This is a genomic window from Salibacterium salarium (genome assembly GCF_030813635.1).
Lineage (GTDB): Bacteria > Bacillota > Bacilli > Bacillales > Marinococcaceae > Salibacterium > Salibacterium salarium.
In genome coordinates this window covers 18,826-44,437 of the sequence record NZ_JAUSUM010000002.1, presented here as the reverse complement: position 1 = coordinate 44,437, position 25,612 = coordinate 18,826, and the positions used below count along the sequence as shown (strand labels likewise).

Below are 25,612 nucleotides of genomic sequence, written 5' to 3'. Positions count from 1 at the left end.
GTTCAAAACTGATTAAAGAATACTACTGTCTTGTTTTCCCCATCAGTCAAAGAATAAACACCTTTCTTATCTTTCATAACCCTCTAATTGAAAACCCCAAAGTGCAATCCGTTCAATCTCGTTTTCTTCGTTTGCTATAAACCACATGCTTCCACCATTCACATGATATATATGGATATTTTTCCCATCCGAGGTTTCTTTAATATATTCAGATCCATGAGCACGTGTCACATCAAATAATGTGTCTCCAACCGAAACACCACGAGCGGTTTCAAATTCTGAAGAAGACAAAATGATATATGAAAGAGAATTATCCAATATTTCAAGCTGTATATCAGGGACCTCTCCAGACCTTTTTTTACCATAACGATCCGTGTAAGAAAACTCATGAGTATCTCCGTGAAAACCGATATAGTCCGCCGGCTTACCAAACCCTGTGTTCCAGTGAACATCCAATTTATCATTCACTTCTTTTAGAGAATCCCCAATCTTCAATTGATCCACTGCTAGTAAGTCCGCTGTTTCCAAATGCAATCTACCAGGATTATCTAACCACTCTGCTCTAATTCCCAGGTTTTGCAATTTGCTGACGCGAATAACGTCGCGTCTATCTATTTCCTCAATATAATTATTTTCTTCAAGATAATCGTACACGGACTCATCAGCATAAGACACATCTTCATCCACATCAGCTTTGTCGTTCAATACCTTCACTCCTGCTTGTACCGGGACGTAAAGCAATCCTTCATTAAATATAGGTGATCCTCCATACGTTTGTAGTTGACCGTCTATGTACAATTTATGTCCATCTTCCCTTTCTGTTTGTTCTCCGTCTTGCAGACTTCCATTTGGCTCAAATGGTATTGATGGGACACCCGCATCTACCTCTTCGACATTCCAACTTCCGAGCACAAAACAAAAAACAAATACCCCTATAAATTTTTTCACCGTCTTTCCCCTCTCTCCCATCATCATACATGTTATCTATCATTTCTTTCTATTATAGATACTATTTTTTCCAAAAGATAGTATCATAATATAAAAGAACACCCTATACTAATCTTTATATGTAAGAAGGGGCTGCCTCAAATGGTCTACAGTAGGATCACGTCAACAACTCTATAACCTTACAACTTTTTGTTGAGACAGCCCGACACCCTTTTTATTTAAATTGTTTTAGATGTAAATTCAAAGCAACGATTATAAATCCACTTGTAATCTTCAACACTAAGATCACGTGGATTTCCTTCTGTCTTAGGGTCTTCCATCGCAACCTTGGCTAACCGTTCCGTCATATCTGTAGGAACCCCTTGCTCTTGCAAAGTAAATTCTTTTAGCTCACTTCCAAATGTGTAATAGCACCGATGCCGTGTTTTATGGCTGTGGGTACTTCAAATGTATGCTAGCTAAGCATGCTTTCTACTTTCGTATTAAGACTGATACCCTATTTCTTCTTCATTCTTTAGTTATTTGAACCAGCCGATTGGCTCAGGTTGGATATTTCGATAAATGTGTTTAACCTCTGTGTATTCTTCAAGACCTTGAACTCCTAATTCTCGTCCAATTCCAGACTGTTTATATCCTCCCCAAGGTGCTTGAGCGAAATACGGATGAAAGTCATTAATCCAAACGGTCCCCATCCTTAACTTCGATGCTACGTACTCTGCTTTACAAATATCTGTGGAAAATACGGCACCTGCAAGACCATAAATGGTATTATTTGCTTTTTGAATGGCTTCTTCGGTCGTTTGAAATGTTTCTATTGTCAGTACCGGACCAAATACTTCTTCTTGTACAATCCTCATGTCTTCCTTGCAATGAGTGAAGATTGTTGGTAAATAGAAAAAACCATCCTGTAATTCAGGTTCCTCTGGACGTTTACCGCCCACAGCAAGATGAGCTCCTTCTTCTTTACCCATTTCAACATATTTTTCAACTTTTTCCCTATGATCTGCAGAAATGAGCGGACCTGACATTGTATCACTGTTAAAACCATTTCCTAATTTAATTCGTTTTGTTCTATTAACAAGTTCATCCACAACATCATCATAGGCACTTTCCTCAATCAACATGCGTGCCCCTGCCGAACACACTTGGCCAGCATGGAAAAAGACAGCATTCATTGCTTGATCCACGGCTGTTTCAAAATCAGCATCAGCGAACACTATATTGGGATTTTTCCCCCCTAGCTCCAACGCAATATTTTTCACGTTAGAACTAGCTGCCTGCATTATTTTTTTACCTGTTTCGATTCCACCGGTAAAAGAAATCAAGTCCACATCCATATTTTTAGCTAATTCATCTCCAACAGTGTGACCTGGACCTAATACGAGGTTTGCTACTCCTGCTGGCACACCGGCTTCTTCCATTAATTCAAAAACTTTCACTGTTGTGAGTGGCGTAATTTCACTCGGTTTCATTATTAACGTATTTCCCGCAACAAGCGCAGGTGCAAGTTTCCATGATGCTTGTAACAGTGGATAGTTCCATGGTGTAATTTGACCGCAAACACCTACAGGTTCACGAACAACTTTACTCGTAGAGTGAGGGATTGGAGGTTCAATGACTTCTCCTCCTTCTTTGTCGGCCAGTCCCCCAAAATAAACAAATACATTCGCAATATCGTCCATATCAGCCCGACTCTCCTCTAACGTTTTCCCCGAATCATGTGTTTCCAGACTAGCTAGTTCCTCAAGATCTCGACGAATGAGTCGACCAATATTATATACAATTTCACCACGTTCATTAGCTGGAGTTGCTGGCCAATCTCCTTGGTCAAACGTTTTTCGTGCCACATCAATTGCTCTCTTAGCGTCGTCTACATTTCCTTCCGCTACAGTTGTAATTTCTTCTTGATTGTAGGGGTTGATAATTGTGCGTGTCTCCCCCGAAGAGGCTTCCTCCCACTCGCCATTAATGTACATTTTTTTATGTTCCACACGTCTCACCCTCTTCACTGAATAGTTTAATCGTTTCCTGCTTCCATTTAAAGAACAGGTTAATACTAAGTGTTCGCGAAAAAGTTTAATCTATTCAAACTTTAGACTATGCACATTTTCCAAGAGAATAATTACAAGAATCTAGGTTAGGTTAATCGTAAATCTACTAGAAATGACAAGCTTTCCTGAATGATACGAACAAAACCGTACTAATACAGGATAAGAAATACTAAAAATAGGAGTTGATTCGTATGTCGGAAAAGCAAACCAACTGGTTTAAAGCATTTGGATTTGCTGCTTTAATTGTTGGTGTGACTATTTATGTTTCTATAACTGATGGTGATGTGCACTGGCCTGCTTTTATTTCCATGCTTTTGTTTTATGCTTTCTTTTATTATATCGGAGCTTTCTTAGCAGCCAAAAAACCCGAATCGTTAACCGATATGATTGTAGCTCGAAGAAGTATTCCACTCTTTGTTGCAATATTTACCATGGCAGCAACTTGGGTAGGAGGTGCATATGTTAACGGTACAGCAGAAGCAACATATGCTGATGGTCTTGTCTGGGCTCAGGGACCATGGGGATATGCATTAAGCTTAATTATTGAGGGGGATTTTTTACGCCAGAAAAATGCGCCGGTATGAATTCATGACAGTAATTGATCCTTTAGAACAACGTTTCGGACAACGTATGGCTGGACTACTTTACATTCCTGCATTACTTGGTGAAATTTTTTGGAGCGCAGCAATCCTTACAGCCCTTGGGACCACTTTTGGTACGATTCTTGGCATTGACTTTACAACTTCCATTATCGTTTCTGCCATTGTTTCCATTTCATATACTGTCTTTGGAGGAATGTGGGCTGTCGCTTATACCGATCTTTTTCAAATGATTATTTTAATGATAGGATTATTCGTTGTTGTTCCCTTTGCATTAGGGAATGTTGGAGGATGGGAAGATAGTTGGAATAATTATCAATCTGAATTTGGAAGCTATGCCAACCTTTTTCCTCCGTTGAATGGGTGGAACGATGATGCATGGGGTGCTTACTTTTGGAATTGGTGGGATTATGCACTGTTGCTCATTTTTGGTGGCATTGCTTGGCAAGTGTATTTCCAACGTGTTCTTTCTGCAAAAAATGAACAAGTTGCTATGTGGTTTTCTATTATAGCTGGTTTTATATGTATTATTGCTGTTATACCTGCAGTTATGATTGGCGTTATAGGAACAAATGTCGATTGGAGCACAATAGGAGGTGTAACACCAAATGACCCGGCTATGGTGTTACCGGAAGTGCTACGCTTTTTTACTCCTGAATGGATTGCGGCACTTGGACTTGGTGCATTAGCAGCGGCAGTTATGTCATCAGGATTCCTCTATTCTTTCAGCTTCTTCAATGTCAGCATGGAATATTTACCGACCGTTCTTTAATCCAAAGGCAAACGACATTCAGTTAAAAAAGTGATTAAACGAGTATCATCTTTATCGGCGTTGCAGTATTAATCATCGCACTAAATGTAGGAAGTGTTTATACTCTTTGGTACTTAGCATCTGGCTTAATTTACTGTATCCTGTTCCCTCAATTAACACTCGCATTGTTTTATAAAAATGCCAATATGTATGGATCATTGGCAGGTTTATCATATCAGTTTTACTTCGATTTTGGGGGGGGAACCAGCTCTTGGCATACCTCATTTCCTCCCCTATCCAATGGTAGAAGATGGGATTGTTCTTTTTCCTTTTCGGACGCTGACAATGATTGTAGCTTTTATCGTCATCATCACTGTTTCAGAACTAACAAAAACTAAGTGTAAGCCTAAACCTCTTTTAATACCAACTGAACGTGAAGATAACAAACCTATCTCAGAGAAGAGCTAAACAACGACTGCCCCAGCCACATCTTGGCTTGGGGCAGTTTATTTTCAGTTCTTACTTGTCATATAACTTTGAAATATCATCATCCACTGGATTTTCCATTCCTGCTGTTGTTTCTTCTTCCCAGGCAAGCATACCGCCGGCAAAGTTTTTTACATTTTCGATACCATTATCTTTGAAGTAAAGAGCGGTGTGCTGGCTTCGACTACCACTGCGGCACACGAGCACATATTCCTTATCTTTTTCCAGTTGATCAATCACTTCCGGGACTTGATTCATCGGTAACAACGGAACACCAGGGATATGACCTTCGACATATTCAGCTGGTTCTCTTACATCAATAATAATTGGTTTTTTTTCCTGCTTATCGTAGATGTTTTTTAACTCGTCTTTTTCCAATTGCTCAATCCCATCTAGATCATATATCATTCGTATCCCTCGCTTATTTTAGAATCAGTCTTCTTTATCAGACGGGGTGTTTCTTAACTTTAACAGTCTATAGGTGTGACTGACAACTACTTTGGCTACCGCGTATGTTGGCACGGCCAAAAGCAATCCTACAATTCCTGCAAAACTCGACGCTACAAGCAATAATAAAATAATGGTTAATGGATGAATGTGGAGCTTTCTCCCCATAATTTGCGGAGAGATAAGATTACTTTCTATTTGTTGCACAATTACAACCACAATTATAACAAGTAACGCCATAAACGGCGAATCTAAAAGCCCGACAATCACACCGGGAAACGTTCCAATCCAAGGACCTATGAATGGTATAATATTTGTAAACATAGCCACGACAGCCAAAACAAGTGGATAATCAAGACCGATAATGACGTAACCAATAAATACACAGATCCCTACAAAAAAACTCACAATGATTTGTCCTTGAATGTAAGAACTTAGCGCAGTATCCATATCACTTAATATACGACGTCCTTCTTTCTCCTGTTTAGCAGGCAAAAGTCGGAGAATGAAATTCGGCGCTTTTTTTCCTTCCTTTAACATGTAATACAAAATAAACGGTAAAATTAAGATTACAATTACCACACTAGTTATCATACTAACAACATTTGCAATATTGCTCCCAATATCCGATAAAAATTCGTTCGCATATTCTGCCGCCTGTGACGTTATCTCCCGCCATGACAAATCCATTTCTGCAACAAAATTGTTAAACCAGTCTTGATTTTGAAGATTAATAATCATTCTTTGTGCTTCATTTACAAGAGCTGGAGCATTTTTCACAAGGTTATTGAATTGATTTTGAAGAGACGGTCCTACAAGAAATACGACTAGTGTGATAAGACCCAACACCATCAAATACAGCAGTAATATCGCTATACTTTTTGGAAGCTTTTTAGCCAAAACATTAACAATTGGACGAAACAAGTAGAACAGCACGCCTGCAATCACAATAGGGGCAAATAAAGTTGAAAAAAGCACAACAATCGGTTGAAATATAAAATCAACCAATGTGCTTAAATATACAATTAACAAAATAAGTATTAGTCCGTAACCTATACGGAAGTATTTCCCATCCGGCATTTCATCACCACAATTTATAGTTTAATATTCCTTACTCATTGTACCATATATTTACTAACGTCAAAGATGAATCATACATGATGATTAATTGTGGACTATTTTTTTCATTATTAGTACGATAGACACAACTCATCGAAAGGATTGTCTACTGTCATGATAGATAAATTACAAAAAGTATTTCCTTCTGCGATACTAGAAGATGATGTTCCAAAAGATGAAAGACACCTATACAATATCTATACTGCAAACGACTATCAACAACATAGATTTGCTCTTAAAAAGGAGGAATTGACCGAAAAAGATGAACAATTGCTTGAGGTTTTTTTGGCCGTGGAAAAGAAAGAGAATTATCTTAAGCCCGGCGACTACGAATGGTACGCTTATTTAAAAGAAGGAGAACATCCCCCTAAATCATTAGGGCAATTTCCCACTTTTCGCTTTTTTCATTTGGAAGGCAAAAAACTTCAAGAAAATCACTCAGACCTTTATGAGGCATTAAGTTACTATTTTAATGAAAATGTGAAAATTGTGTATATGCAAACAAATTCACTTCTAATTTTAGTTCCTGATCATGATGCTGACATGTTCGATCCTGAAGAGTTGGCTGGAATTCTAACCACTGATTTATTACTGGATGTATTTATCTTTGCCGGAAGACGTGTTCACAAAGGAGAAGACATTCGGACGACCTACAACCAAGAAAATCTTCTTTTCCAACGTGCTAGAGCGTTGTTTCCAAAAAAACGCACGTTTAAAGAATATGAATCTCTCCCGTTCATACTACCTCTATTAGAAAAGCATCAGCAAAAACAGATATTCCACTATGCTTTTGCCGGCTTGGAAACAGAATCCGAATTAATAGACACATTGTATCAGTTTTTTTTATGTAACTTGAACAGCAGCTTAACAGCTAAAACACTTCATATGCATCGCAACACCTTACAATATAGAATAGACAAATTGATGGACCGTACCGGTATCGACATTAAACAATTCCCTAACGCCGCTGCTTTATATATCCTTATCCGCACATCGAAAAACTACTAGTTTGTTTTACATTTAGCAACATGCACAAAAGATACCGCTTTCTTTTTGTACAATCCTTCTATATGAAAGCGTTATCTGAATGTTTATACTTGTAATCAAATAAAACAAGATATTTTAAAGGAGCGGTAAAATGGCTGAAATTAAAATGAACCAAATTAAGAAAGTATATGACGGCGGAGAAGCAGCGGTAGATAATTTTAATCTTGGAGTAGAAGATAAAGAATTTATCGTATTTGTAGGACCATCCGGTTGTGGTAAATCTACGACACTACGAATGATTGCAGGACTTGAAGATATTACAGAGGGTGACTTATTAATTGACGATCAACGAATGAATGAGGTTCCCCCAAAAGACCGTGACATTGCCATGGTTTTCCAAAACTATGCACTTTATCCTCACATGAACGTATACGACAATATGGCATTTGGTCTTAAACTTCGAAAATTCAAAAAGGAAGAAATCAAAGAACGTGTTGACAACGCAGCAGGAATTCTTGGACTTGAAGAATACTTAGACCGTAAACCGAAAGCCCTTTCAGGCGGTCAACGTCAACGTGTAGCATTAGGACGTGCAATCGTACGGGATCCTAAAGTCTTCTTAATGGATGAGCCTTTATCAAACTTAGATGCAAAACTGCGTGTACAAATGCGTGCAGAAATCATTAAACTTCATAAACGATTGGATTCAACAACCATTTATGTTACTCACGACCAAACCGAAGCGATGACAATGGCAACTCGGATTGTTATTTTAAAGGATGGTATTATTCAACAAGTCGGAACACCTAAAGATGTTTACGACAACCCGGAAAATATTTTTGTCGGTGGATTTATCGGCTCTCCTTCCATGAACTTTTTAGAAGGTAAAATAGAAGGAAACTATTTTAAAATCGGAGATGTATCTATCGGGATACCTGAAGGCAAAATGAAAATATTAAGAGAACAAGGATATGCCGATAATAAAGATCTTTTGCTCGGTGTCCGTCCAGAAGATATTCATGATGAGCCTTTATTCCTTGAATCATCTCCTGAATCAAAAGTTAGTATGCCTATTGAAGTGGCGGAGATGAATGGAGCCGAAACGATTCTTTACAGTGTCATCAACGGCCAGCAAATCATCGCTCGCGTCGACTCCCGTTCCGAAGTAGAAGCGGACACTACCGTCGATATGGCGTTTGACATGAATAAAATTCATTTCTTTGACCCTGAAACAGAACAGCGGATTAGATAACAAAACCACAATATTTTCAAATCCCCCCTTTCATATACAAAAAGTCTTCCGGATTTTCAAACGATATCCGGGAGACTTTTGTAATTAATTTCTCTTTTTTTCTACAATTTCTAATTTAAATAAAATTTTGACAATAATAGTTTTTTTTGATTTAATATTATCTACACATTGGTTTTATCAAAATGTAAGGGGGATACTTATGAAGAAAAAAGGATTGATACTGCTTATTTTGCTCTTTGCCTTTGGGGTGATGCTCGCTGCATGTGGCGGTGGAGAAAATGAAGAAGCTGAAGACAACGAAGATACAGAAGAACCAGAAGTTGAAGTGGACGAAGGAACATCCGGCGGAGATTCTGGCGATGAAATACAATTAGGTAGTGGATCAACAGGTGGTACCTATTATCCACTTGGCCAACAAATTGCAAACGTATTAAATGACAATGTTGAGCTAGAAGGCTTTGATGTAAGTTCTGTCTCAACCGATGCATCGGTTGATAACCTTGCCAGAATCGGTCGTGATGAAATGGAATTGGGCATGTCTGTCCACCTTACAGCGTTGAAAGCATTAAATGGAGAAGATGATTTTGACGGAAATCCCGTTGAGAACTTCGGATTTATGGGTCATATTTACCCTGAAGTGATGCAAGTAATTACTACAGAACAAAGTGGTATAACATCCATTGATGAGCTAGAAGGACAAAGAGTGAATCTTGGTCCTCCAGGCAGTGCCTCCAACTCTGCTGCTAAACTGATTTTAGAAGCGCATGGACTCGAAGAAGGTGATTATGAAGCCTATGAAGAAGGGTTTGGAGATGCTGCTTCTCGTCTTCAAAACGGCAATCTAGAAGCAAACTTTGGACTTCTCGGGCTGCCAGCAGGAAACATTACAGAGTTATCTACACAACGAGAAGTTGTGTTCTTACCTATTGAAGGGGAAGGGCTAGATTATGTAGAAGAAAATAGCGACTATGGACAGCTTGATATTGAGGCTGATACGTATGACTTCCTTGATGAACCAGTAAGTACTGTAACGGCATATGCCATTCTTGTAGGATCCACAGATTTAGTGGATGAAGAAACTGGATACGAAGTTACAAAACAACTTTATGAAAACGTCGATAGTATTGAGCACGGGCAAGGAGATCACATGACTATGGAAAATATTATGAATGGTTCCGACAATCTCCCTCTTCACCCTGGTGCCGAACAGTATTTTGAAGAAGAAGGCCTGCTTGAATAGCAAACGAGGACACAATGCTCCACTTTCATAAAAAGGCCGGATTGATATCCGGTCTTTTTCCATGCTATGAAAATAGTATTTATATAAGAAAAGTACAAGCGCCTTGGAATCTGAATGGTGCGGCTGGGCGCTGAAGCTGGATCCCAACCCCCCCAACATTTTATACATTCCTATCATACAAAAAAGGTATAATATAATATAAATAGATATATCTTTATAATTACTAGGAGGTGATCTGATGAATGAGGAAGAACAAATGTCTCGAGATGAATTATTAAAAAAATACGACCGTGAATCTACATACCGTACTAATCTTGGAAAGTGGGCCATTTTTGTATCCATTTTAGGTATAGCGTTGACAATTTTTCATTTATTCACAGCCGATGATCCATATCGTTCCGTTATTCAGGGGGCTATACATCTAGCCGGTGGTATGTCATTAATTTTTCTTTTGTATCCATTTAAGCAATCAATGACAACAAAAAAAGGCGTAGCCTGGTATGATATCATATTGTCTTTGCTTTCTTTATTTACAAATTTCTACATTGTTATTAATTATGACAAGTTATTTCAAGATTCAGTCGTAGCTGGATTTGAAACAATCGACAAAGTAGTCGCTACTCTATTTCTTGTATTATTATTAGAAGGGACGCGCCGGGCTGTTGGTCTTCCTATTATTGTCATCGCTCTTATAGCTATCGGTTATGGACTTTGGGGAAGTGGGATACCTCACTTTGGGCATGCTGGTTTTGAATTTGACCGACTTATGACCGAACTCGTATATTCGAGTGAAGCTATATTTGGAACACCTATACAAATATCATCGACGTACATCTATTTGTTTTTGTTTTTCGGCGTTATGCTTGTTCAAACAAATATCGGTCAGTTCTTTAACGATCTCGCTTTCGGTGCTACTGGTCGCTTCACCGGTGGTACAGCAAAAGCCGCAGTGTTTGCTTCTGGTATGCAAGGTATGGTCACTGGAAGTTCGGTTGCCAATACCGTCAGTTCTGGTTCTTTTACGATACCGATGATGAAAAGAGCTGGGTTCAAACCAGAGTTCGCAGCAGCGACAGAAGCTTCTGCTTCTACAGGTGGACAAATCATGCCCCCTATCATGGGTGCTGCTGCATTTATAATGATAGAGACCATAAATGTTCCATACAGTGAAATCATTTTAGTTGCTGTTATTCCGGCTGTATTATATTTCACGGGTGTATTTATCGGTACCCACTTTGAAGCTCGCAAATTAAAAATTTATGGACTTCCAAAAAGTGAATTACCATCCGCAGCATCGTTATTAAAACAGATTGATCTATTGCTCCCTCTGGTTGCCATTTTATTCATGTTGTATAGCGGATATACGCCAACAAAAGCGGCACTTTGGGGAATTTTTGCTGCCTTTGCTATCAGTTTTGTACGCCGGAATACACGACTATCCATCAAAAGTATGCTTTATACATTAGAACAAGGAGCTCGGATTGCTCTTCCAGTTATTGCTGCCTGTGCGACAGCCGGTATTATTGTGGGAGTTGTCGTATTTACAGGATTAGGCGGGAAAATCGCGAACGGGATTATTGACATTGCTGGTGGAAATTTCTTCCTTGTTATGTTTTTCACGATGATTGCATGCATCATTTTAGGAATGGGACTGCCAACCACGGCAAACTATGTCGTAACTGCTTCTCTTGCAGCTCCTGCTTTAATAGCATTTGAAGTTCCAGAAATAGCAGCTCACTTTTTCGTTTTCTACTTTGGAATCGTAGCTGATATTACACCACCTGTTTGTCTTGCTGCTTACGCAGGTGCAGGTATTGCACGAGCCAATCCCATGAAAGCTGGCGTAACATCTGTCAAATTAGCCATTGCAGCCTTTGTTATTCCTTATGTCTTTGTTACAAATCCTGTACTTGTATTACAGGAAGCAACGGTTGCGACACTTGTCCCAGCCCTTGTTACAGCCTTTATCGGTATGCTTGGAATCAGCGCTGGTATGATAAATTATTTTGTCATCGAGAACAGTTGGTTTGAACGAATGATGTTAATTGGCGGTGGGGTCATGCTGCTTATTCCTAATCTTTTCATCGCAGCTCCTGGCCTTGCGTTAATCGTATCTGTATATATTTTACAGCGCGTCCGCCAAAGTAAAAAAAATCACACCCATACTGCTTCTGTATAGAAAAAAGGTCGAATCGATATTATTTCTCGATTCGACCTTTTTTTGGTGGACCAGTGAGAGAAAGGACATCTATATACTTTAATCATAGAATACATCAAACGTCTCCCATAATCCTTCAAGCTCTTTTAATCTTGCTTCTACTTTTTTATGTTCCGATCGGGTCACTGCCGTAATCAGGGCACTGCTTATACTTAAAGGAGCTGAAAAAGAATCAATAAAGGAGTTAATCTCTGTTGCAGCAAGCAGTTTTTGATCTCCATAAGGAACAAGTGGTGACATGAGATGATCCGTCAAAACAAGCGTCTTTGCACCACGGTGTTTCGCATACTTCAACACTTCTACTGTTCGTTTCGTATAACGTGAAAAGCCAAAACCAATCACTAAATCTTCCGACGTCATGTCCAACAAATGTTCAGAAACACCATCTGCTTCTCTTACCATTTCTGTGTTCTGTAAAACAAGGTCCAAATAAAACTCTAAAAAGGAACCAATACTAGCAGCGCTTCGATAGGCGATAATATAGATACGTTTCGCTTCGATAATGTCTTTCACTGCTTCCTCAAATACTTTCACATCTATTTGATGTAACGTTTCTTTTAAATTTTGCATGTCGTCCGATAAAATTTCTGATACTGCATTTTCGGGTTGATCTGTTTCATCAGTTGTACGAGCAAATACTTCTGCTGATGTCCACTTTCGCTGTAATGCCTCTTGTAAATGTCTCTGCATATCAGGATATCCGTGAAAATCTAAAAATACTGCAAAGCGGACGACAGTAGCTTCTCCTACACCTGCATTTTTAGCTAATTTGGACGCAGTCAGAAATGGTGCAGTTTCTGTATGATTAATTAAATAGTTAGCGATTTTTTTTTGAGATTTACTCATTTGATCTTGAAGTTCTGTAATACGCTGATACACATCACTTTCTAGCATAACAGTCCTCATCCCTTTAAAAACCGTTTAGAAACGAGAACCTTCAAAAACCTCCTGGAACACTTGATCAAATGCTATTAGTGTTTCATCAACATCCTCGTCTGTATGCGACGTTGATACACTGAACCGGTTCATTGGTTTTATATAAATCCCTTTTTGCAACAGTCGAAAATCTATTTCTTTTCTAGTTGCCAAGTCAGTTTGTTGAAGGTCCCGATAGTTTGAAATTTTCTTTTTATTAGTTAATGTTACACTAAATATAGAACCAATGCCAACTGTACCACCTTCGACTCCATAATAATCAAATATATGATTGATGCCTTCTTTCAACCTGTTTGTTTTCTCCATAACACTATCTATTTCTGTTTCAAGGATATTAATGACTGCCATACCAGCTGCTAAAATCATAGGATGGCCATTATAGGTGCCACTATGAAACAATACATCTTTAGCAGAGGCGCACTTGCTTTGACTACTGTCAAACACATCAGCCCCAGATGACGGAGCACTATTCATCATGATGTCCTTCCTACCTCCGACGACACCGATCGGAAAGCCTCCGCCAATTGCTTTTCCGAGTGTTGTTAAATCAGGGGTTACGTCATATATAGTTTGCACTCCTCCTAATCCCAATCGAAAACCAGTTTTCACTTCATCAAATATAAGGATAATGCCAAGTTCTCTCGTTACCTTTCGTAGTCCTCTCATAAAGGCAGCGTCTGCTGGTATAATTCCGCCTTGCACTGGTTCCATCATAACCGCACCAATTTCATTTCGATGTGCTCTCAACAAATCCTCACATGCATTTAAATCATTAAATGGTAGAATTAAAGTGTTTTCGACGTGAGATTCGTGCATTCCTTTAGATTCCGGTATAGCATTAGGCGCATGTTCTTCACCCGCCAAATCAACCGGTGGGTTTACACTTACTAACATTTGATCATAACCACCGTGATAGTGTCCTTCGAATTTCGCGACTTTATGTTTTCCTGTATAAGCTGCTGCCAGTCTTAATGCAAGCAAAGTCGCTTCTGTGCCGGAATTCGTGTAACGTAAACGCTCCAGACTCGGAAAATAATTTTGTAGTCTTTTTCCAAATTCCACTTCCAAATGATGAGGTGTGCCGAACAGCCATGTCCCATCTTCTACCACTTGTGCATTGATTGCTTGCTTAATTGTTTCATGACCATGCCCTGTTACAAGCGAACCATAGCTCATTAAATAATCTATATATTTATTATTATCCACATCTGTTACGATTGACCCTTTTCCATGTTTCATAATAATAGGATGTGGATCAAAGTGCTTTATATTTGCAGTTACCCCTCCAGGCATCACTGTTTTTGCTTCTTCCAAAAACTGCTTGGATGACGGTGTATTTTCAAGATATGCAAGCGTCGGATGCTTAACTTCTCTAACAGCCATTAACTGCGCCCCTTTTCCTTTTTTGAATTATTTTTTTCTAAATTTATTATTTTTGAATTATTTATTTCATTATATAGGGAGACAACCTTTATTGTGAAGTACATATTTCATATTTAATAAATTTGAAATTTTTGTTCCGAAGAGGTTAACTTTCTTCGAAACATATCTTTCATTTTTTCATTTCTGTCGAATTTTTCTTTCTTTTTTGACTATTTCAAAGAAAGGTTGTTATACTTCTACTGAACACTTAATCATTTTCTAGTTTCAGGAAAATTGATCGGGAAGCCTTTATATGAAAGCGGTTCTATCGGAAAGAACCAATATCGAAAAAGAAAGGTGATGAATGTTTATGGCACAACCGAAATACATTACAAAGATTGATCAAATTGAACAAATCCCCGAGGAAGAACGGGAGAGATTAAAAAGAATTACTGAAAAGTTCGTATTTCGTGTAAATGAATATTATTTAGGTTTAATTAATTGGGAAGATCCAAACGATCCTATTAAAAATCTCGTCATTCCAAATGAAGGAGAATTAGAAGAATACGGACGTTGGGATGCCTCTGATGAAGATACAAATTACGCAGCTCCTGGCTGTCAACATAAATACGAGACAACGGCTCTATTGATTTGCTCTGAAGTTTGTGGAGCGTACTGTAGGTATTGTTTTCGTAAGCGTTTATTCCGAAATGATGTAAAAGAAGCGATGTCAGATGTTGATCCTGGATTGGAATATATCCGCAATCATCCAGAGATTAATAATGTACTTCTTACCGGTGGTGACCCGCTAATACTAGCAACAAAAAAACTACGCTACATCATTGAAGAATTACGCAGCATCCCTCATGTGAAAATTATTCGTATCGGCTCGAAACTTCCTGTTTTCAATCCAATGCGTTTTTATGAAGATGAATCATTATTGGAATTGATTCGTGAATATTCCACTCCTGAAAATCGTATATACATTATGGCTCATGTCAATCATCCTCGTGAAATTACGGAAGAAGCGAAAAAAGGTTTTGCTGCCCTTCATGATGCAGGTGCAATTGTCGTCAATCAAACTCCGATACTTAAAGGAATTAATGATAACGTGGATGACCTCGCAGAATTGTTGGACAAATTGTCCTGGGCCGGTGTGACCCCATATTATTTCTTTATTAATCGTCCTGTAGCTGGCAATAATGATTTTGTTCTTACACTAAAGGAAGCTTATGATGCTGTAGAAGAAGCTAAAGCACGGACCAGCGGATTAGGAAAAAGAATTCGTCTCTCCATGAGTCATACTTCCGGCAAAATCGAAATTCTCGCGATTGAAAACGGAAAGGCCTATTTAAAATACCATCAATCTAGAAACGGTAATTACGGTAAATTTATGGTTCTCGACTGTCCGGAGAATGCCAGTTGGTTTGACGACCTTCCTGGTAACGAACAATATTGGGAACAACCGAAGAAAAAAGTAGAGGAAGTTGTTTCTGTAAATGAAATGCCGGATATGCCGCAAAAACGAAAAAGAAAACCACAAACAGTATCAAAATAACTTGCAAGAAAAAAGAGTATCGTGAAAGCGATACTCTTTTATTTAATAAGGACTTCTTTTTTATTTCATGTTAAAATGGGCCTATTATCATACATAGCGAAGGTGACACCCATGAAACAATTCTTACTGATTATTACCGTAGGTACTCTAGCTATTTTGTCAGGGTGCAGTTGGCCAAACGCAGACAATTCTCTGAAAGAATCTAAAGCAACAGCTTTTTCCAATTCTTTGTATACTGCAGAATTCGAGGGAATTGAAGAAGATAGCTTAGATGGAAGAGAAGGATTTTATTTGTATTTTTCGATAACGGCACTTGATGACACTCGAACGCTTGATGTCTCGAAAATCCAAATGACTTTGCCTGACGAAATAAGCGATGAAAAAGGCAATATGTTCAATCAATCCGGACCTACATCCATTCGACAAACAGATGAACAGCCTCATATTATAGAGGTGGATCAGTTTTTTGCTGGAGAATTAGAGGAAAATAGCAGTCATCTCACCGTTCCAGCTAGACTAGTATTATCCGACTTAGAAAAGATGGTTCGTTTTGAGAATATAACGGATGAAATGGCTCCCATCACTCGTCAAGAATTAACGATTACTCAACTTGATTGGAATGAAAAGAAATTGACGCTGGAAGCGAAAGATCTTTTTTCTATGAACACTACCGAATGGAGCCTCATCAATAATGATGAAAAAATATATCCTGTCTTTTCCAATACCGAATCTAACGAAGACGGAGAGTTTCGGGGAACCTTGGAATTTGCTTTTCAGCCAGATGACACTTTTACTCTCGTTGCTGAACGTAATAGAACAACCGATAAAGAGTGGGAGCTTCCATATGTCATTCCGATTAACTAAGTGACTGGCTCGCAAACATAAATCAATAAGTGATGGATATATACTTCTAGCATCACAAAAAGGGACTATCTTCCAATCATACTTTAGGGGGCAGTCCCTTTTGTTAATTATTTTTTTAACACTTCGTTTCTAAGCTCTCCTAAACCTTGCGCTTGAATAAGTATTTCATCCCCAGGTTCTAAATAACGCGGAGGATTAAACCCTTTCCCCACACCAGCTGGAGTTCCTGTCGCAATAATATCCCCAGGTTCTAGTGTCATTCCCCGGGAAATAACTTCCATCAACGACGCAATGGAAAAGATCATATCTTCTGTCGTCGTTTTCTGACGAAGCTCTCCATTTACATAGGTGTTCAAGGAAATATCTTTCTCTTTGAGCGCATCTGCTGATACAATCGACGGTCCCATCGGACAAAACGTATCCAAACTTTTACCGAGAAAAAACTGTTTGTGCTGTGTTTGTAAATCACGAGCAGTCACATCGTTTAGTAAGGTGTAACCGAAAATGTGATTTTGTGCATCCTCTTTTTTTATACCAATACCTTGTTTTCCCACAACAACGGCAATTTCTCCCTCATAGTCAAGTTCCTTTGTCACATTCAAGTGGGGATTGATTGTTTCATCAGATCCGATGACGGTTGTAGGAGATTTTGTGAAAATAATTGGATGCTGCGGAATATCAGCAGTACTTCCCATTTCCGCAGCATGATCGGCATAGTTTTTTCCCGCACAAATAATATTTTTCGTTGGTCGTGGGATGGGTGCTTTTAGAGTTACATTAGCAGAATTGGTTGATAACAAACAGTCTTCTACTTGATTTTTTAATGACCAATTCACTATTTTTGTTATTTCATCCCAAAATAATGCCCCCTCAGATGCTGCTTCTATCATTGTTTCTGGTACACGATACGACCCACCCCGTTTGCTTTGAGCCTCTTGCAAATCGATAATTACTTCGTCATTAGAGAGAGCTGCCAACTTTTGTTTTCCATTTATTTCAATAGTAATTGCTTTCATATCCATCACTCCTTAACAAAAAGAGGCTGCGGCAAAAGTGTTTATTCATAAGGAAATCCGAACGATTCCTTAATCCATTCTGACTTACCTCACTCCGTCAAAATATTTCGCTTTCCGCAAGACACGCAGCAGGCTATTTTGTTTTGTCCCAGCATCCCTTATTTACTATCCAAGAACAGCTTTATCATTTGCCATTTGTTCACCGCGAATGCGTTGAAATTCATTCAATAGTTTTTCAATGGTAAGGTTCTGTTTTTCTTCGCCAGACACATCTAAAATAATCTGGCCTTTATCCATCATGATTAAACGGCTCCCAAGATCAAGTGCTTGCTGCATATTATGAGTGACCATCAACGTTGTTAACTCAAACTTTTTTACAATATTGTCGGTTATATTTGTAATCAATTCCGCACGTGATGGATCTAATGCTGCTGTATGTTCATCCAGCATTAAAATACTAGGTTCCGTAAAGGTCGCCATTAATAAAGATAAAGCTTGCCGCTCACCACCTGAAAGGAGACCAACCTTTGCTGACAAACGATTTTCAAGGCCTAAATTTAATGTCTCTAGATGTTCCTGAAATAAGTTCTTACGTTTCTTATTAACCCCAAGCTTAAATGTTCGTTTCTTATTGCGAGCCCATGCCAATGCCAAGTTTTCTTCAATTGTCATCGATGGTGCTGTTCCTGCCATTGGATCTTGAAAAACCCTACCTATCATCTGAGAACGTTTATGCTCTTGCATCGGGGTGACTGCTTTATTATCAATAAAAACGTTCCCTGTATCCGGAATGACAGAACCGGAAATAACGTTCATTAACGTCGATTTCCCTGCTCCGTTACTCCCAATTACAGTTAGAAATTCGCCTGTGTCTAAGTTAATGTTAACGTCTTGTAACGCGCTTTTCTCATCCATTGTACCTTCATTAAAGGTTAACGAAACCTGCTCAAGTCGCAGCATCTTGATCCGCTCCTTTCTTTGTAGTTGCTGCATTAGCCAGCTCTTTTCTTTTCCGAAGCCTTCTTCGTTTTTCTCGGCGTGATTCTAATACTTTCGGAGTAATTAAGGCTGCGACTACAATAATCGCCGTAATAAGTTTCATATCACCTGTTTCGAGAAAATCCACTCGCAACGCTAAAGACACCACCATACGATAAATAATAGCACCACCGATAACCGCGAGCGTAGTACGAGCAATAGATTTTGTACCGAATATAGCTTCTCCGATGATAACAGAGGCTAGTCCAATAATAATCATTCCAACCCCCATACCTGCATCGGCAAACCCGCCTTGTTGCGCTATTAAAGCTCCTGACATAGCAACAAGTGCGTTAGAAAGACCAATTCCAAGTATGATAAGACCGTCTGTATTTGCTGAAAAACTGCGAATCATTTTTTTGTTGTCTCCTGTTGCTCTCAGCGCTAGTCCAACCTCGGTTTTCAAGAAATAATCTGTTATATATTTAACAATGAGTGTTAAGAGGAGCGAAAAAAATAATACTCCCCAGGTAGAAGGGGTATTGGATATACCTATAGCTGTTAAAACACTATTAAATGGTGCACTGAGATGAAGATTTTCCCAAAAAGACGTTATCGATGAAAACACAGTTGACTGATTTAATAAAGGAACATTGGACTGCCCGCCCATAATACGCAAATTAATAGAATACAGCGCAATCATCATTAGAATACCTGATAATAACGGGTTTATTTTACCTTTCGTATGAATAAGTCCTGTGACACATCCAGCTGCAAATCCTGCAAGAACAGCTAAAACTGTTGCAGTGAGCGGCGATTGACCATTGACAATAAGTACAGCTGATACAGCAGCTCCTGTCACAAAACTTCCATCTACAGTTAAATCAGGAAAGTCCAAGACACGAAACGACAAATATACCCCAAGTGCCATAAGGGCGTATAACAATCCTGTTTCCACTGCTCCAAACATTGATATGAACATGGTGTTTCTGGACCTCCTTTCTATGTTTTAATTAGAAAAATACAAGCGTCCTACATTAAGATGTTTCACTTATACTTTTTCTCCGCTAAAAAAGCTTAGCTTGTTTCTTAGACAGAAGACAAGCCAAGCCAGGTTTATTATTCGTTAATAAATTCTGCTTCTTCTTCCCAGTCTTCTTTCATTTCCACACCTTGCGCTTCTGCCGCTTCTTTATTAATCATGAGCTGCATATCTTCTGGATGTTCAGCAGGAATATCAGCTGGTGTCTTATCTCCATCTAACACCTCGGCTGCCATTTCGCCAGCCCGATGACCAATTGTATTATAGTCTATCCCTAGTGTGACAAAACCTCCGCGTTCAAGGGAATCCGGTTCACTGACAATAAGTGGCATATTATTGTTTTCTGACACTCCCACTACCGATTCAAGAGCTGAAACAACGGTATTGTCCGTAACAATGTATATAACATCTGCATCTCCAACCAACGAATCAGCCGCTTGCTGCACTTCTGCTGAAGAAGAAACGCTCCGTGTTTCTGCTTTTAAGTCTGTACCTTCCATCTCTGCCTGTACTGCTTCCACTTGTGTAACTGAATTTTGCTCTCCAGAGTTATAAATCAAGCCTACGCTTGCTCCGGAAAAGTTTTCTTCAATAAAGTCTACTGTCATTTCAATTGCTTTTGGGTGTAAATCCATTACACCAGTTATTAATTCACCAGAAGAGTCAGTCTCCTCCATTAGATCTGCTTCAACAGCATCTGTTACAGAAGTGAAAATAATAGGTATGTCTGAGCTTGCCTTCAGTGCTGATTGAGCACTTTGTGTGGAGTTAGCAAAAATCAAATCTTTATCGTCTGACACAAAGTTGTTCGCAATCGTTTGTGCGTTTGTCATATCGTCTTGCGCGCTTTTAAGTTCATATTCAATATTTTCGCCTTCTTCATATCCATTATCAGCAAGGCCATCCTTAAACCCTTCGTATGCAGCATCTAACGAAGGATGTTCAACAATTTGTGTAGCTCCAACTTGTTTCATTTCTTCTGAAGAAGTGCTTGAGTCCGTAGTGTCACCTGCATTACCACTTTCTTCTGCTTCGTCTTCCCCTTGACCGCATGCAGCTAAAACATTTAGTGATAGTACCCCCGTTACTAAAACTTTCACCCATTTTTTGTTCATTGTGTACTCCCCTTTTAAATATGTAACAATTATCAAATAGTTATATTTATCTTATAAGATTACTAATGACTTGTAAATACAAAAATTTTCTACAGTAAAGCGTTCAAGTATGAATAAAAAGGCCGACACAAGTCTATCGTTGTTTACATATAAAAAGCTGACCACAACAATCGTTCATGTTTAGGGGCCAGCCTCTCTATCTATAATAAGCTTTTATATTGGTTAACGTTCTACCTTACCAAACGACTTCATGACTCACGTTCAACTTCGACATTAACACCAGGCAGTTCAACATTTTCTATGGAAGACGCCTTTTGAAGCTTTTTCTTCCATTCTTTTTCGTAAACATCAATAAATGAAATTCTAGAGTGATTGACAAACATTCCGTTTCCTTCTACATAGTCAGGGTATGCTTCCAAAAATTCCGGCCCCTTTTCAATATCGAAGGTGAAGCGGTATGATTTTCCATCTACTTCATCCTCTACCGTATATCCAAAATCATAGAGTCGTTCCACGACTGCATAGTTACCAAATGGAATAACAATCATTTTTGCACTTTCTACTTGTTTTTCTCCATTTGTTGTAATAATGCGTTCTCCTTCAGCGGCCTGATCCGTAAACATTTCCACAGTAAACAAGTAAAAACTAGCCATAACAATAGCTAACCCTAGTGCTAGTATACTTTCAGATTTCTTATTTTGAGTACCTCTTTTTTTCAATAACGCATGTAAGCCAGTTCCAATAACAAAAGCTATTACTAATATTATTATTGAAAATAACAAGTAAAATAACCAAGGTTCTAAAGTCCATATCATTTGTGCTCATCCTTTAATTATAACAATCTATCAATCATTAACCTCACATATGATATCATACTCTCCATTCTATATGCGAAAATAATCATCGATTGGAATGATTGTTATTTTTCACGCATCGTCTCGCATAATTTTTTGCTTCTTCCAGCATTTTTTCTCTTGTTTCATTGGACACTTGCGTGACATCACCAAAATGCAGGAACGGAAGTGTTTCAAAGCCGCAAAATTGAAAAATTTCCCGTTCCCACGTCCTTTCTATATAATCCTTACTTTTTACAAATGTTTCTTGGGGTGATCCGGTTGTATATATTGCCCCGATCTTTTTTCCATTGATTTGAGGAATCGGTGTTTCTCCTTCTAATTCATAAGCAAATCCGTAAGATAAGACTCTATCTAGAAATCCTTTGCCAGCAGCAGGAAACCCTCCCCACCAAATCGGAAAAACCATTACAATCATTTCAGCCCACTCGATATAATGGTGCTCTCTTTGAATAGTTTCTGGATAAACACCCTTTAAAGAATCATTATATTCCTCCTTCGTTAAAATAGGAGAAAGTTCCAGTTCATGAATAAAACGGACTTTAACATCTGCCCCTAATGACTTTAGTTCTTCCTTAAACACCTCCATCACAGCACCGTTAAAACTATTTCGATCAGGATGCATAAACCATAATAGAATCCGATTCACGTTACCTTCCTCCTACTATTTAATATTTCATTATCAAATAGAACCTGTCTCAGAGGGGTAGTAGTTCCCCTTTTCTGTTAATTCTCGCAGTTTAATTCAATACATGCATGTAGTATAGTATTTCTCCCTTCTAAGCCTACTTATTAGAACGGCATATTTCCGTGTTTTTTTTGTAGATTTGTCTGTTTTTTGTATGCTAGCATCTCTAACGTTTTCACAAGATAGAATCTTGTATCACGCGGATCAATTACATCATCTATCATTCCATTTTCTGCTGCAGCATAAGGGTTTGCAAATTGTTGTCGATATGCTTTCACCTTTTCTTGACGAGTGTTTTCCGGATATCTGCTTCCTTCTATTTCTTTTTCATAAATAATCGGAACTGCTCCGGCAGGCCCCATAACAGCAATCTCTGCACTGGGCCATGCAAGTACCATGTCAGCACCGATTGCTTTACTGTTCATGGCAACGTAGGCACCACCGTACGCTTTTCTCAAAATGACAGTAATTTTTGGGACCGTCGCTTCTGCATAGGCATATATAATTTTTGCTCCATGACGAATAATTCCCTGTTTTTCTTGTTGCAAACCTGGAATAAAACCACTCACATCTTCAAACGTGATGATGGGAATTTGAAAGCTGTCACAAAAACGGATAAAACGAGCAGATTTATCCGAAGCATCAATATCCAATCCGCCCGCCATCACTTTTGGATTATTCGCAACGATACCAACCGTAGCTCCTTTCAGGCGACCAAAACCAATGACAATATTTTTGGCAAACATAGAATGTACTTCCATAAAGTCTTCCTCGTCGAGTACAGACCGTATGACAGTTCGAACATCATAACCTTTTGAGCTATTTGTCGGTATGATACTTAACAGTTTGTCCAAGCGTTTTTTTCCTTCTTCTGTTTCTTTGAAAGGACGTTGTTCTTGATAATGAGATGGAAGAAAGGTTAACAGTCGACGCACATCAGCGAGAACCTTATCTTCCGTACTGGCAGTGAAATGAACATTGCCGCTATGATGAGCATGTACATTAGTACCCCCAAGAGATTCAGCTTCTATCTTCGTACCTGTAATACTTTCCATTACTTTTGGTCCCGTTATAAACATTTGACTTGTTTTTTCCACCATAAAAATAAAGTCAGTAAGTGCCGGGGAATAAACAGCTCCCCCTGCACACGGACCCATAATAACGGAAATTTGTGGAATGACCCCCGAATATTTTGTATTTCTATAAAAGATATGCCCATATCCATTCAGGGATAAAACCCCTTCTTGTATTTTTGCGCCACCAGAATCATTAAGACCAACGATAGGTGCTCTATTTTCAACGGCTAAGTCCATAACGTGTGCTATTTTTAAGGCATGTTTTTCTCCAAGGGTCCCTCCTTCAACCGTAAAATCCTGAGCGTACAAAAAGATTTGGCGACCGTTTACTTTCGCATATCCCGTTACGACTCCTGCGCCATTCGGGGGACTTGTTTTGGATTGTTTGTTATTTACAAATGAATTCAACTCTATAAAAGTATCTTTATCAACAAGCTTATTAATCCTATCTCTAGCAGTTCCTTTTCCCCGTTCGTATTGTGCTTTTATTCTTTTTTTGCCGCCGCCTTGCTCTATTTTTGAGCGACGTTCTTCCATATCTTGTATTCGTTCAAACATACTCGTCATACACAACCTCCTTCTTCTAGAAGTATACGTGTATGTAATTATTTCAAAACTGTAATAACGAAAGAATACCGCGCTTTTTTTAGAAGGGGCTTCTTTCCGCATCCGCTCTAGACGAGACGTTTTCCGTAGACATGGCAACCTCTACCTCATTCTTCTGTATGAAGATTCGCCTGGAAATATAAAATCGCGCAAATCCTATACTTTCTAACCTTCTAAAAAAACCTGATGGAAAAATACTTCCATCAGGCCCTATCATATTAGAGCTTGGTTCAGCCCTACTTCGTATTAAGTATGCTTCACTAAAAAGAGCGGTTGACCATATTCAACAAGTTCCCCATTATCAACCAATATCTCTACGATTTCTCCAGATACTTCCGCCTCAAGCTCATTCATGAGCTTCATTGCTTCTATGATACATACTACTGTGTCTTCGTTAACCTTGTCTCCTTCTTTCACATATACATCTGCTTCTGGAGAAGGAGAACGATAAAATGTCCCTACCATTGGAGAAACAATTTTCTCCAACGAATCATCTTTCTTTGTTTGGGTTTCCTGTTCTGCCGGCTCACTAGAAGGAGCCGGCGCACTTGGAGGGGCTGGGGCATATGCTTGTTGCGGAGCTTGAACGACTTCAGGTGCGATGGCTGCAGCACCCGTACCTTCCTTTTTAATAGTTAGTTTCTCCTTCGTTTCTCCCCGGATTTCAAGTTCTCCGACACTCGACTCATCTACCGCACGAATTAACTCTTTTATTTCGTTTATTTCAAACATCGGCTACACTCCTTGGTTTTATAAGAAATTGTGTTGAACATGTCCAACGTTTATATCACTCTTGAACTTAAGAAAAAACGTTGGTATTCTGGTTTGTTTCTAGCTTCTTCGGTTAAGACTGATTGCATAATTAAATCGGCATAAATATCTGCTATTTCCCTGACCTCATACTCTCCGTCCGTCTTATACCATTTATAAGTCCAGTTTATCATACCAAATATAGCCATGGACATAACTGGAACTGGTAGTTCTTCTCTAAATTCCCCTCGGCGTTTCCCTTCTTTTACAACAGAAAACATCATATCTTTATAACGATCTCGCTTTTTTTTTATGCTGTCAAAATATACAGGAGATAAATACAGGCTTTCTTGATAGAAAACAGTGACATGAGCTTGATACACCTCAAACATACGAACAAACGAGTGCACCGTTTCATATAATTGTTCAGCTGGAGTACTGTAACTTGTGTGCGCTTCATATGCTTTATCTATAATATAAGTAATGAATGATTCATGAATCGTGTATAACAGTTCATCTTTTGACTTGAAGTTGTGATAAAAACCGCCTTTCGATGTACCGCTGTTTCGCACAATCGTGTCAACCGTCACTGCATGAAATCCATATTCTTCAAAAAGTTGAAGTGCAGCTTCGGTAATCCGCTGTTTCGTGGATTTTTCCGGCACTCCT

At 38.8% G+C, this 25,612-nt stretch carries 25 protein-coding genes and 1 pseudogene; 9 read left to right on the top strand and 17 right to left on the bottom strand.

Annotation, left to right across the window (positions count from 1 at the left end):
* Window positions 1-66: 66 nt before the first annotated feature.
* The 4 genes and pseudogenes from J2S78_RS05950 to betB all read right to left on the bottom strand — a co-directional run bounded on the left by J2S78_RS05950 (window position 67) and on the right by betB (window position 2,924).
* Window positions 67-948 (bottom strand): hypothetical protein, encoded by an 882-nt coding sequence (locus tag J2S78_RS05950; RefSeq protein ID WP_306897038.1) that lies wholly within the window; start codon window positions 946-948, stop codon window positions 67-69.
* Window positions 949-1,166: 218 nt separating this feature from the next.
* Window positions 1,167-1,295 carry a hypothetical protein gene (locus J2S78_RS05945; RefSeq protein WP_306897037.1) on the bottom strand — a complete coding sequence of 43 codons (129 nt, stop codon included), beginning with the start codon at window positions 1,293-1,295 and terminating at the stop codon, window positions 1,167-1,169.
* Window positions 1,296-1,345: 50 nt separating this feature from the next.
* Window positions 1,346-1,441 (bottom strand): annotated as a pseudogene (locus J2S78_RS17075) (hypothetical protein); the annotation flags it as partial.
* Window positions 1,442-1,466: 25 nt separating this feature from the next.
* Window positions 1,467-2,924, bottom strand: a complete 1,458-nt coding sequence (gene betB, locus J2S78_RS05940) for a betaine-aldehyde dehydrogenase (RefSeq protein WP_306898725.1) — start codon at window positions 2,922-2,924, stop codon at window positions 1,467-1,469.
* A 266-nt stretch (window positions 2,925-3,190) separates the two neighbouring features.
* Between betB and J2S78_RS05935 the strand changes: the two genes are divergently transcribed.
* The 3 genes from J2S78_RS05935 (at window position 3,191) to J2S78_RS05925 (ending at window position 4,817) form a co-directional block, all read left to right on the top strand.
* Window positions 3,191-3,583 (top strand): hypothetical protein, encoded by a 393-nt coding sequence (locus tag J2S78_RS05935; RefSeq protein WP_306897036.1) that lies wholly within the window; start codon window positions 3,191-3,193, stop codon window positions 3,581-3,583.
* A 4-nt stretch (window positions 3,584-3,587) separates the two neighbouring features.
* On the top strand, window positions 3,588-4,370 hold the full coding sequence (locus J2S78_RS05930) for a sodium:solute symporter family transporter (protein WP_306897035.1): 783 nt from the start codon (window positions 3,588-3,590) through the stop codon (window positions 4,368-4,370).
* A 189-nt stretch (window positions 4,371-4,559) separates the two neighbouring features.
* On the top strand, window positions 4,560-4,817 hold the full coding sequence (locus J2S78_RS05925) for a hypothetical protein (protein ID WP_306897034.1): 258 nt from the start codon (window positions 4,560-4,562) through the stop codon (window positions 4,815-4,817).
* A 51-nt stretch (window positions 4,818-4,868) separates the two neighbouring features.
* On the opposite strand, the gene J2S78_RS05920 is transcribed toward J2S78_RS05925, so the two are convergent.
* On the bottom strand, window positions 4,869-5,243 hold the full coding sequence (locus tag J2S78_RS05920) for a rhodanese-like domain-containing protein (RefSeq protein ID WP_306897033.1): 375 nt from the start codon (window positions 5,241-5,243) through the stop codon (window positions 4,869-4,871).
* A gap of 24 nt (window positions 5,244-5,267) precedes the next feature.
* The gene (locus tag J2S78_RS05915) at window positions 5,268-6,362 is read right to left on the bottom strand and encodes an AI-2E family transporter (protein WP_306897032.1); all 1,095 of its coding nucleotides are present in this window, start codon (window positions 6,360-6,362) and stop codon (window positions 5,268-5,270) included.
* A 153-nt stretch (window positions 6,363-6,515) separates the two neighbouring features.
* On the opposite strand from J2S78_RS05915, the gene J2S78_RS05910 reads away from it, so the two are divergent.
* The 4 genes from J2S78_RS05910 (at window position 6,516) to J2S78_RS05895 (ending at window position 12,059) form a co-directional block, all read left to right on the top strand.
* The gene (locus J2S78_RS05910) at window positions 6,516-7,409 is read left to right on the top strand and encodes a PucR family transcriptional regulator (protein WP_306897031.1); all 894 of its coding nucleotides are present in this window, start codon (window positions 6,516-6,518) and stop codon (window positions 7,407-7,409) included.
* 130 nt (window positions 7,410-7,539) lie between these two features.
* Window positions 7,540-8,640 carry an ABC transporter ATP-binding protein gene (locus J2S78_RS05905; RefSeq protein ID WP_125559068.1) on the top strand — a complete coding sequence of 367 codons (1,101 nt, stop codon included), beginning with the start codon at window positions 7,540-7,542 and terminating at the stop codon, window positions 8,638-8,640.
* Between the two features lie 199 nt (window positions 8,641-8,839).
* Window positions 8,840-9,880: a TAXI family TRAP transporter solute-binding subunit gene (locus J2S78_RS05900; RefSeq protein ID WP_306897030.1), complete on the top strand. Its 1,041-nt coding sequence runs from the start codon at window positions 8,840-8,842 to the stop codon at window positions 9,878-9,880.
* 238 nt (window positions 9,881-10,118) lie between these two features.
* Window positions 10,119-12,059: a TRAP transporter permease gene (locus J2S78_RS05895; protein WP_306897029.1), complete on the top strand. Its 1,941-nt coding sequence runs from the start codon at window positions 10,119-10,121 to the stop codon at window positions 12,057-12,059.
* Between the two features lie 78 nt (window positions 12,060-12,137).
* On the opposite strand, the gene J2S78_RS05890 is transcribed toward J2S78_RS05895, so the two are convergent.
* Together J2S78_RS05890 and J2S78_RS05885 are read right to left on the bottom strand one after the other, a co-directional pair.
* The gene (locus tag J2S78_RS05890) at window positions 12,138-12,992 is read right to left on the bottom strand and encodes a MurR/RpiR family transcriptional regulator (RefSeq protein ID WP_125559064.1); all 855 of its coding nucleotides are present in this window, start codon (window positions 12,990-12,992) and stop codon (window positions 12,138-12,140) included.
* 27 nt (window positions 12,993-13,019) lie between these two features.
* Window positions 13,020-14,417: an aspartate aminotransferase family protein gene (locus tag J2S78_RS05885; RefSeq protein WP_306897028.1), complete on the bottom strand. Its 1,398-nt coding sequence runs from the start codon at window positions 14,415-14,417 to the stop codon at window positions 13,020-13,022.
* A gap of 349 nt (window positions 14,418-14,766) precedes the next feature.
* Here J2S78_RS05885 and J2S78_RS05880 point away from each other — a divergent pair, with 349 nt between their 5' ends.
* Entirely contained in the window at window positions 14,767-15,954 is a 1,188-nt protein-coding gene (locus J2S78_RS05880; RefSeq protein WP_125559060.1) for a KamA family radical SAM protein, read from the top strand.
* 111 nt (window positions 15,955-16,065) lie between these two features.
* The gene (locus J2S78_RS05875; RefSeq protein ID WP_306897027.1) at window positions 16,066-16,818 is read left to right on the top strand and encodes a hypothetical protein; all 753 of its coding nucleotides are present in this window, start codon (window positions 16,066-16,068) and stop codon (window positions 16,816-16,818) included.
* A 107-nt stretch (window positions 16,819-16,925) separates the two neighbouring features.
* On the opposite strand, the gene J2S78_RS05870 is transcribed toward J2S78_RS05875, so the two are convergent.
* From J2S78_RS05870 to J2S78_RS05830, 9 genes are all read right to left on the bottom strand, one after another.
* Entirely contained in the window at window positions 16,926-17,834 is a 909-nt protein-coding gene (locus J2S78_RS05870; RefSeq protein ID WP_306897026.1) for a fumarylacetoacetate hydrolase family protein, read from the bottom strand.
* A gap of 165 nt (window positions 17,835-17,999) precedes the next feature.
* Window positions 18,000-18,794 (bottom strand): ABC transporter ATP-binding protein, encoded by a 795-nt coding sequence (locus J2S78_RS05865; protein ID WP_306897025.1) that lies wholly within the window; start codon window positions 18,792-18,794, stop codon window positions 18,000-18,002.
* Window positions 18,781-19,794: an ABC transporter permease gene (locus J2S78_RS05860; protein ID WP_306897024.1), complete on the bottom strand. Its 1,014-nt coding sequence runs from the start codon at window positions 19,792-19,794 to the stop codon at window positions 18,781-18,783. The genes J2S78_RS05865 and J2S78_RS05860 overlap by 14 nt, the downstream gene beginning before the upstream one ends.
* A gap of 137 nt (window positions 19,795-19,931) precedes the next feature.
* A complete protein-coding gene (locus tag J2S78_RS05855) occupies window positions 19,932-20,969 on the bottom strand; it encodes an ABC transporter substrate-binding protein (RefSeq protein ID WP_306897023.1) in 1,038 nt (345 codons plus the stop codon).
* A gap of 248 nt (window positions 20,970-21,217) precedes the next feature.
* Entirely contained in the window at window positions 21,218-21,784 is a 567-nt protein-coding gene (locus J2S78_RS05850) for a hypothetical protein (protein ID WP_306897022.1), read from the bottom strand.
* Window positions 21,785-21,869: 85 nt separating this feature from the next.
* A complete protein-coding gene (locus J2S78_RS05845; RefSeq protein WP_306897021.1) occupies window positions 21,870-22,472 on the bottom strand; it encodes an NAD(P)H-dependent oxidoreductase in 603 nt (200 codons plus the stop codon).
* Between the two features lie 143 nt (window positions 22,473-22,615).
* Window positions 22,616-24,154, bottom strand: a complete 1,539-nt coding sequence (locus J2S78_RS05840) for an acyl-CoA carboxylase subunit beta (protein ID WP_306897020.1) — start codon at window positions 24,152-24,154, stop codon at window positions 22,616-22,618.
* Between the two features lie 285 nt (window positions 24,155-24,439).
* Window positions 24,440-24,925 (bottom strand): acetyl-CoA carboxylase biotin carboxyl carrier protein, encoded by a 486-nt coding sequence (gene accB / locus J2S78_RS05835; protein WP_306897019.1) that lies wholly within the window; start codon window positions 24,923-24,925, stop codon window positions 24,440-24,442.
* A gap of 50 nt (window positions 24,926-24,975) precedes the next feature.
* Window positions 24,976-25,608, bottom strand: a complete 633-nt coding sequence (locus J2S78_RS05830) for a TetR/AcrR family transcriptional regulator (protein ID WP_306897018.1) — start codon at window positions 25,606-25,608, stop codon at window positions 24,976-24,978.
* Window positions 25,609-25,612: the final 4 nt, after the last annotated feature.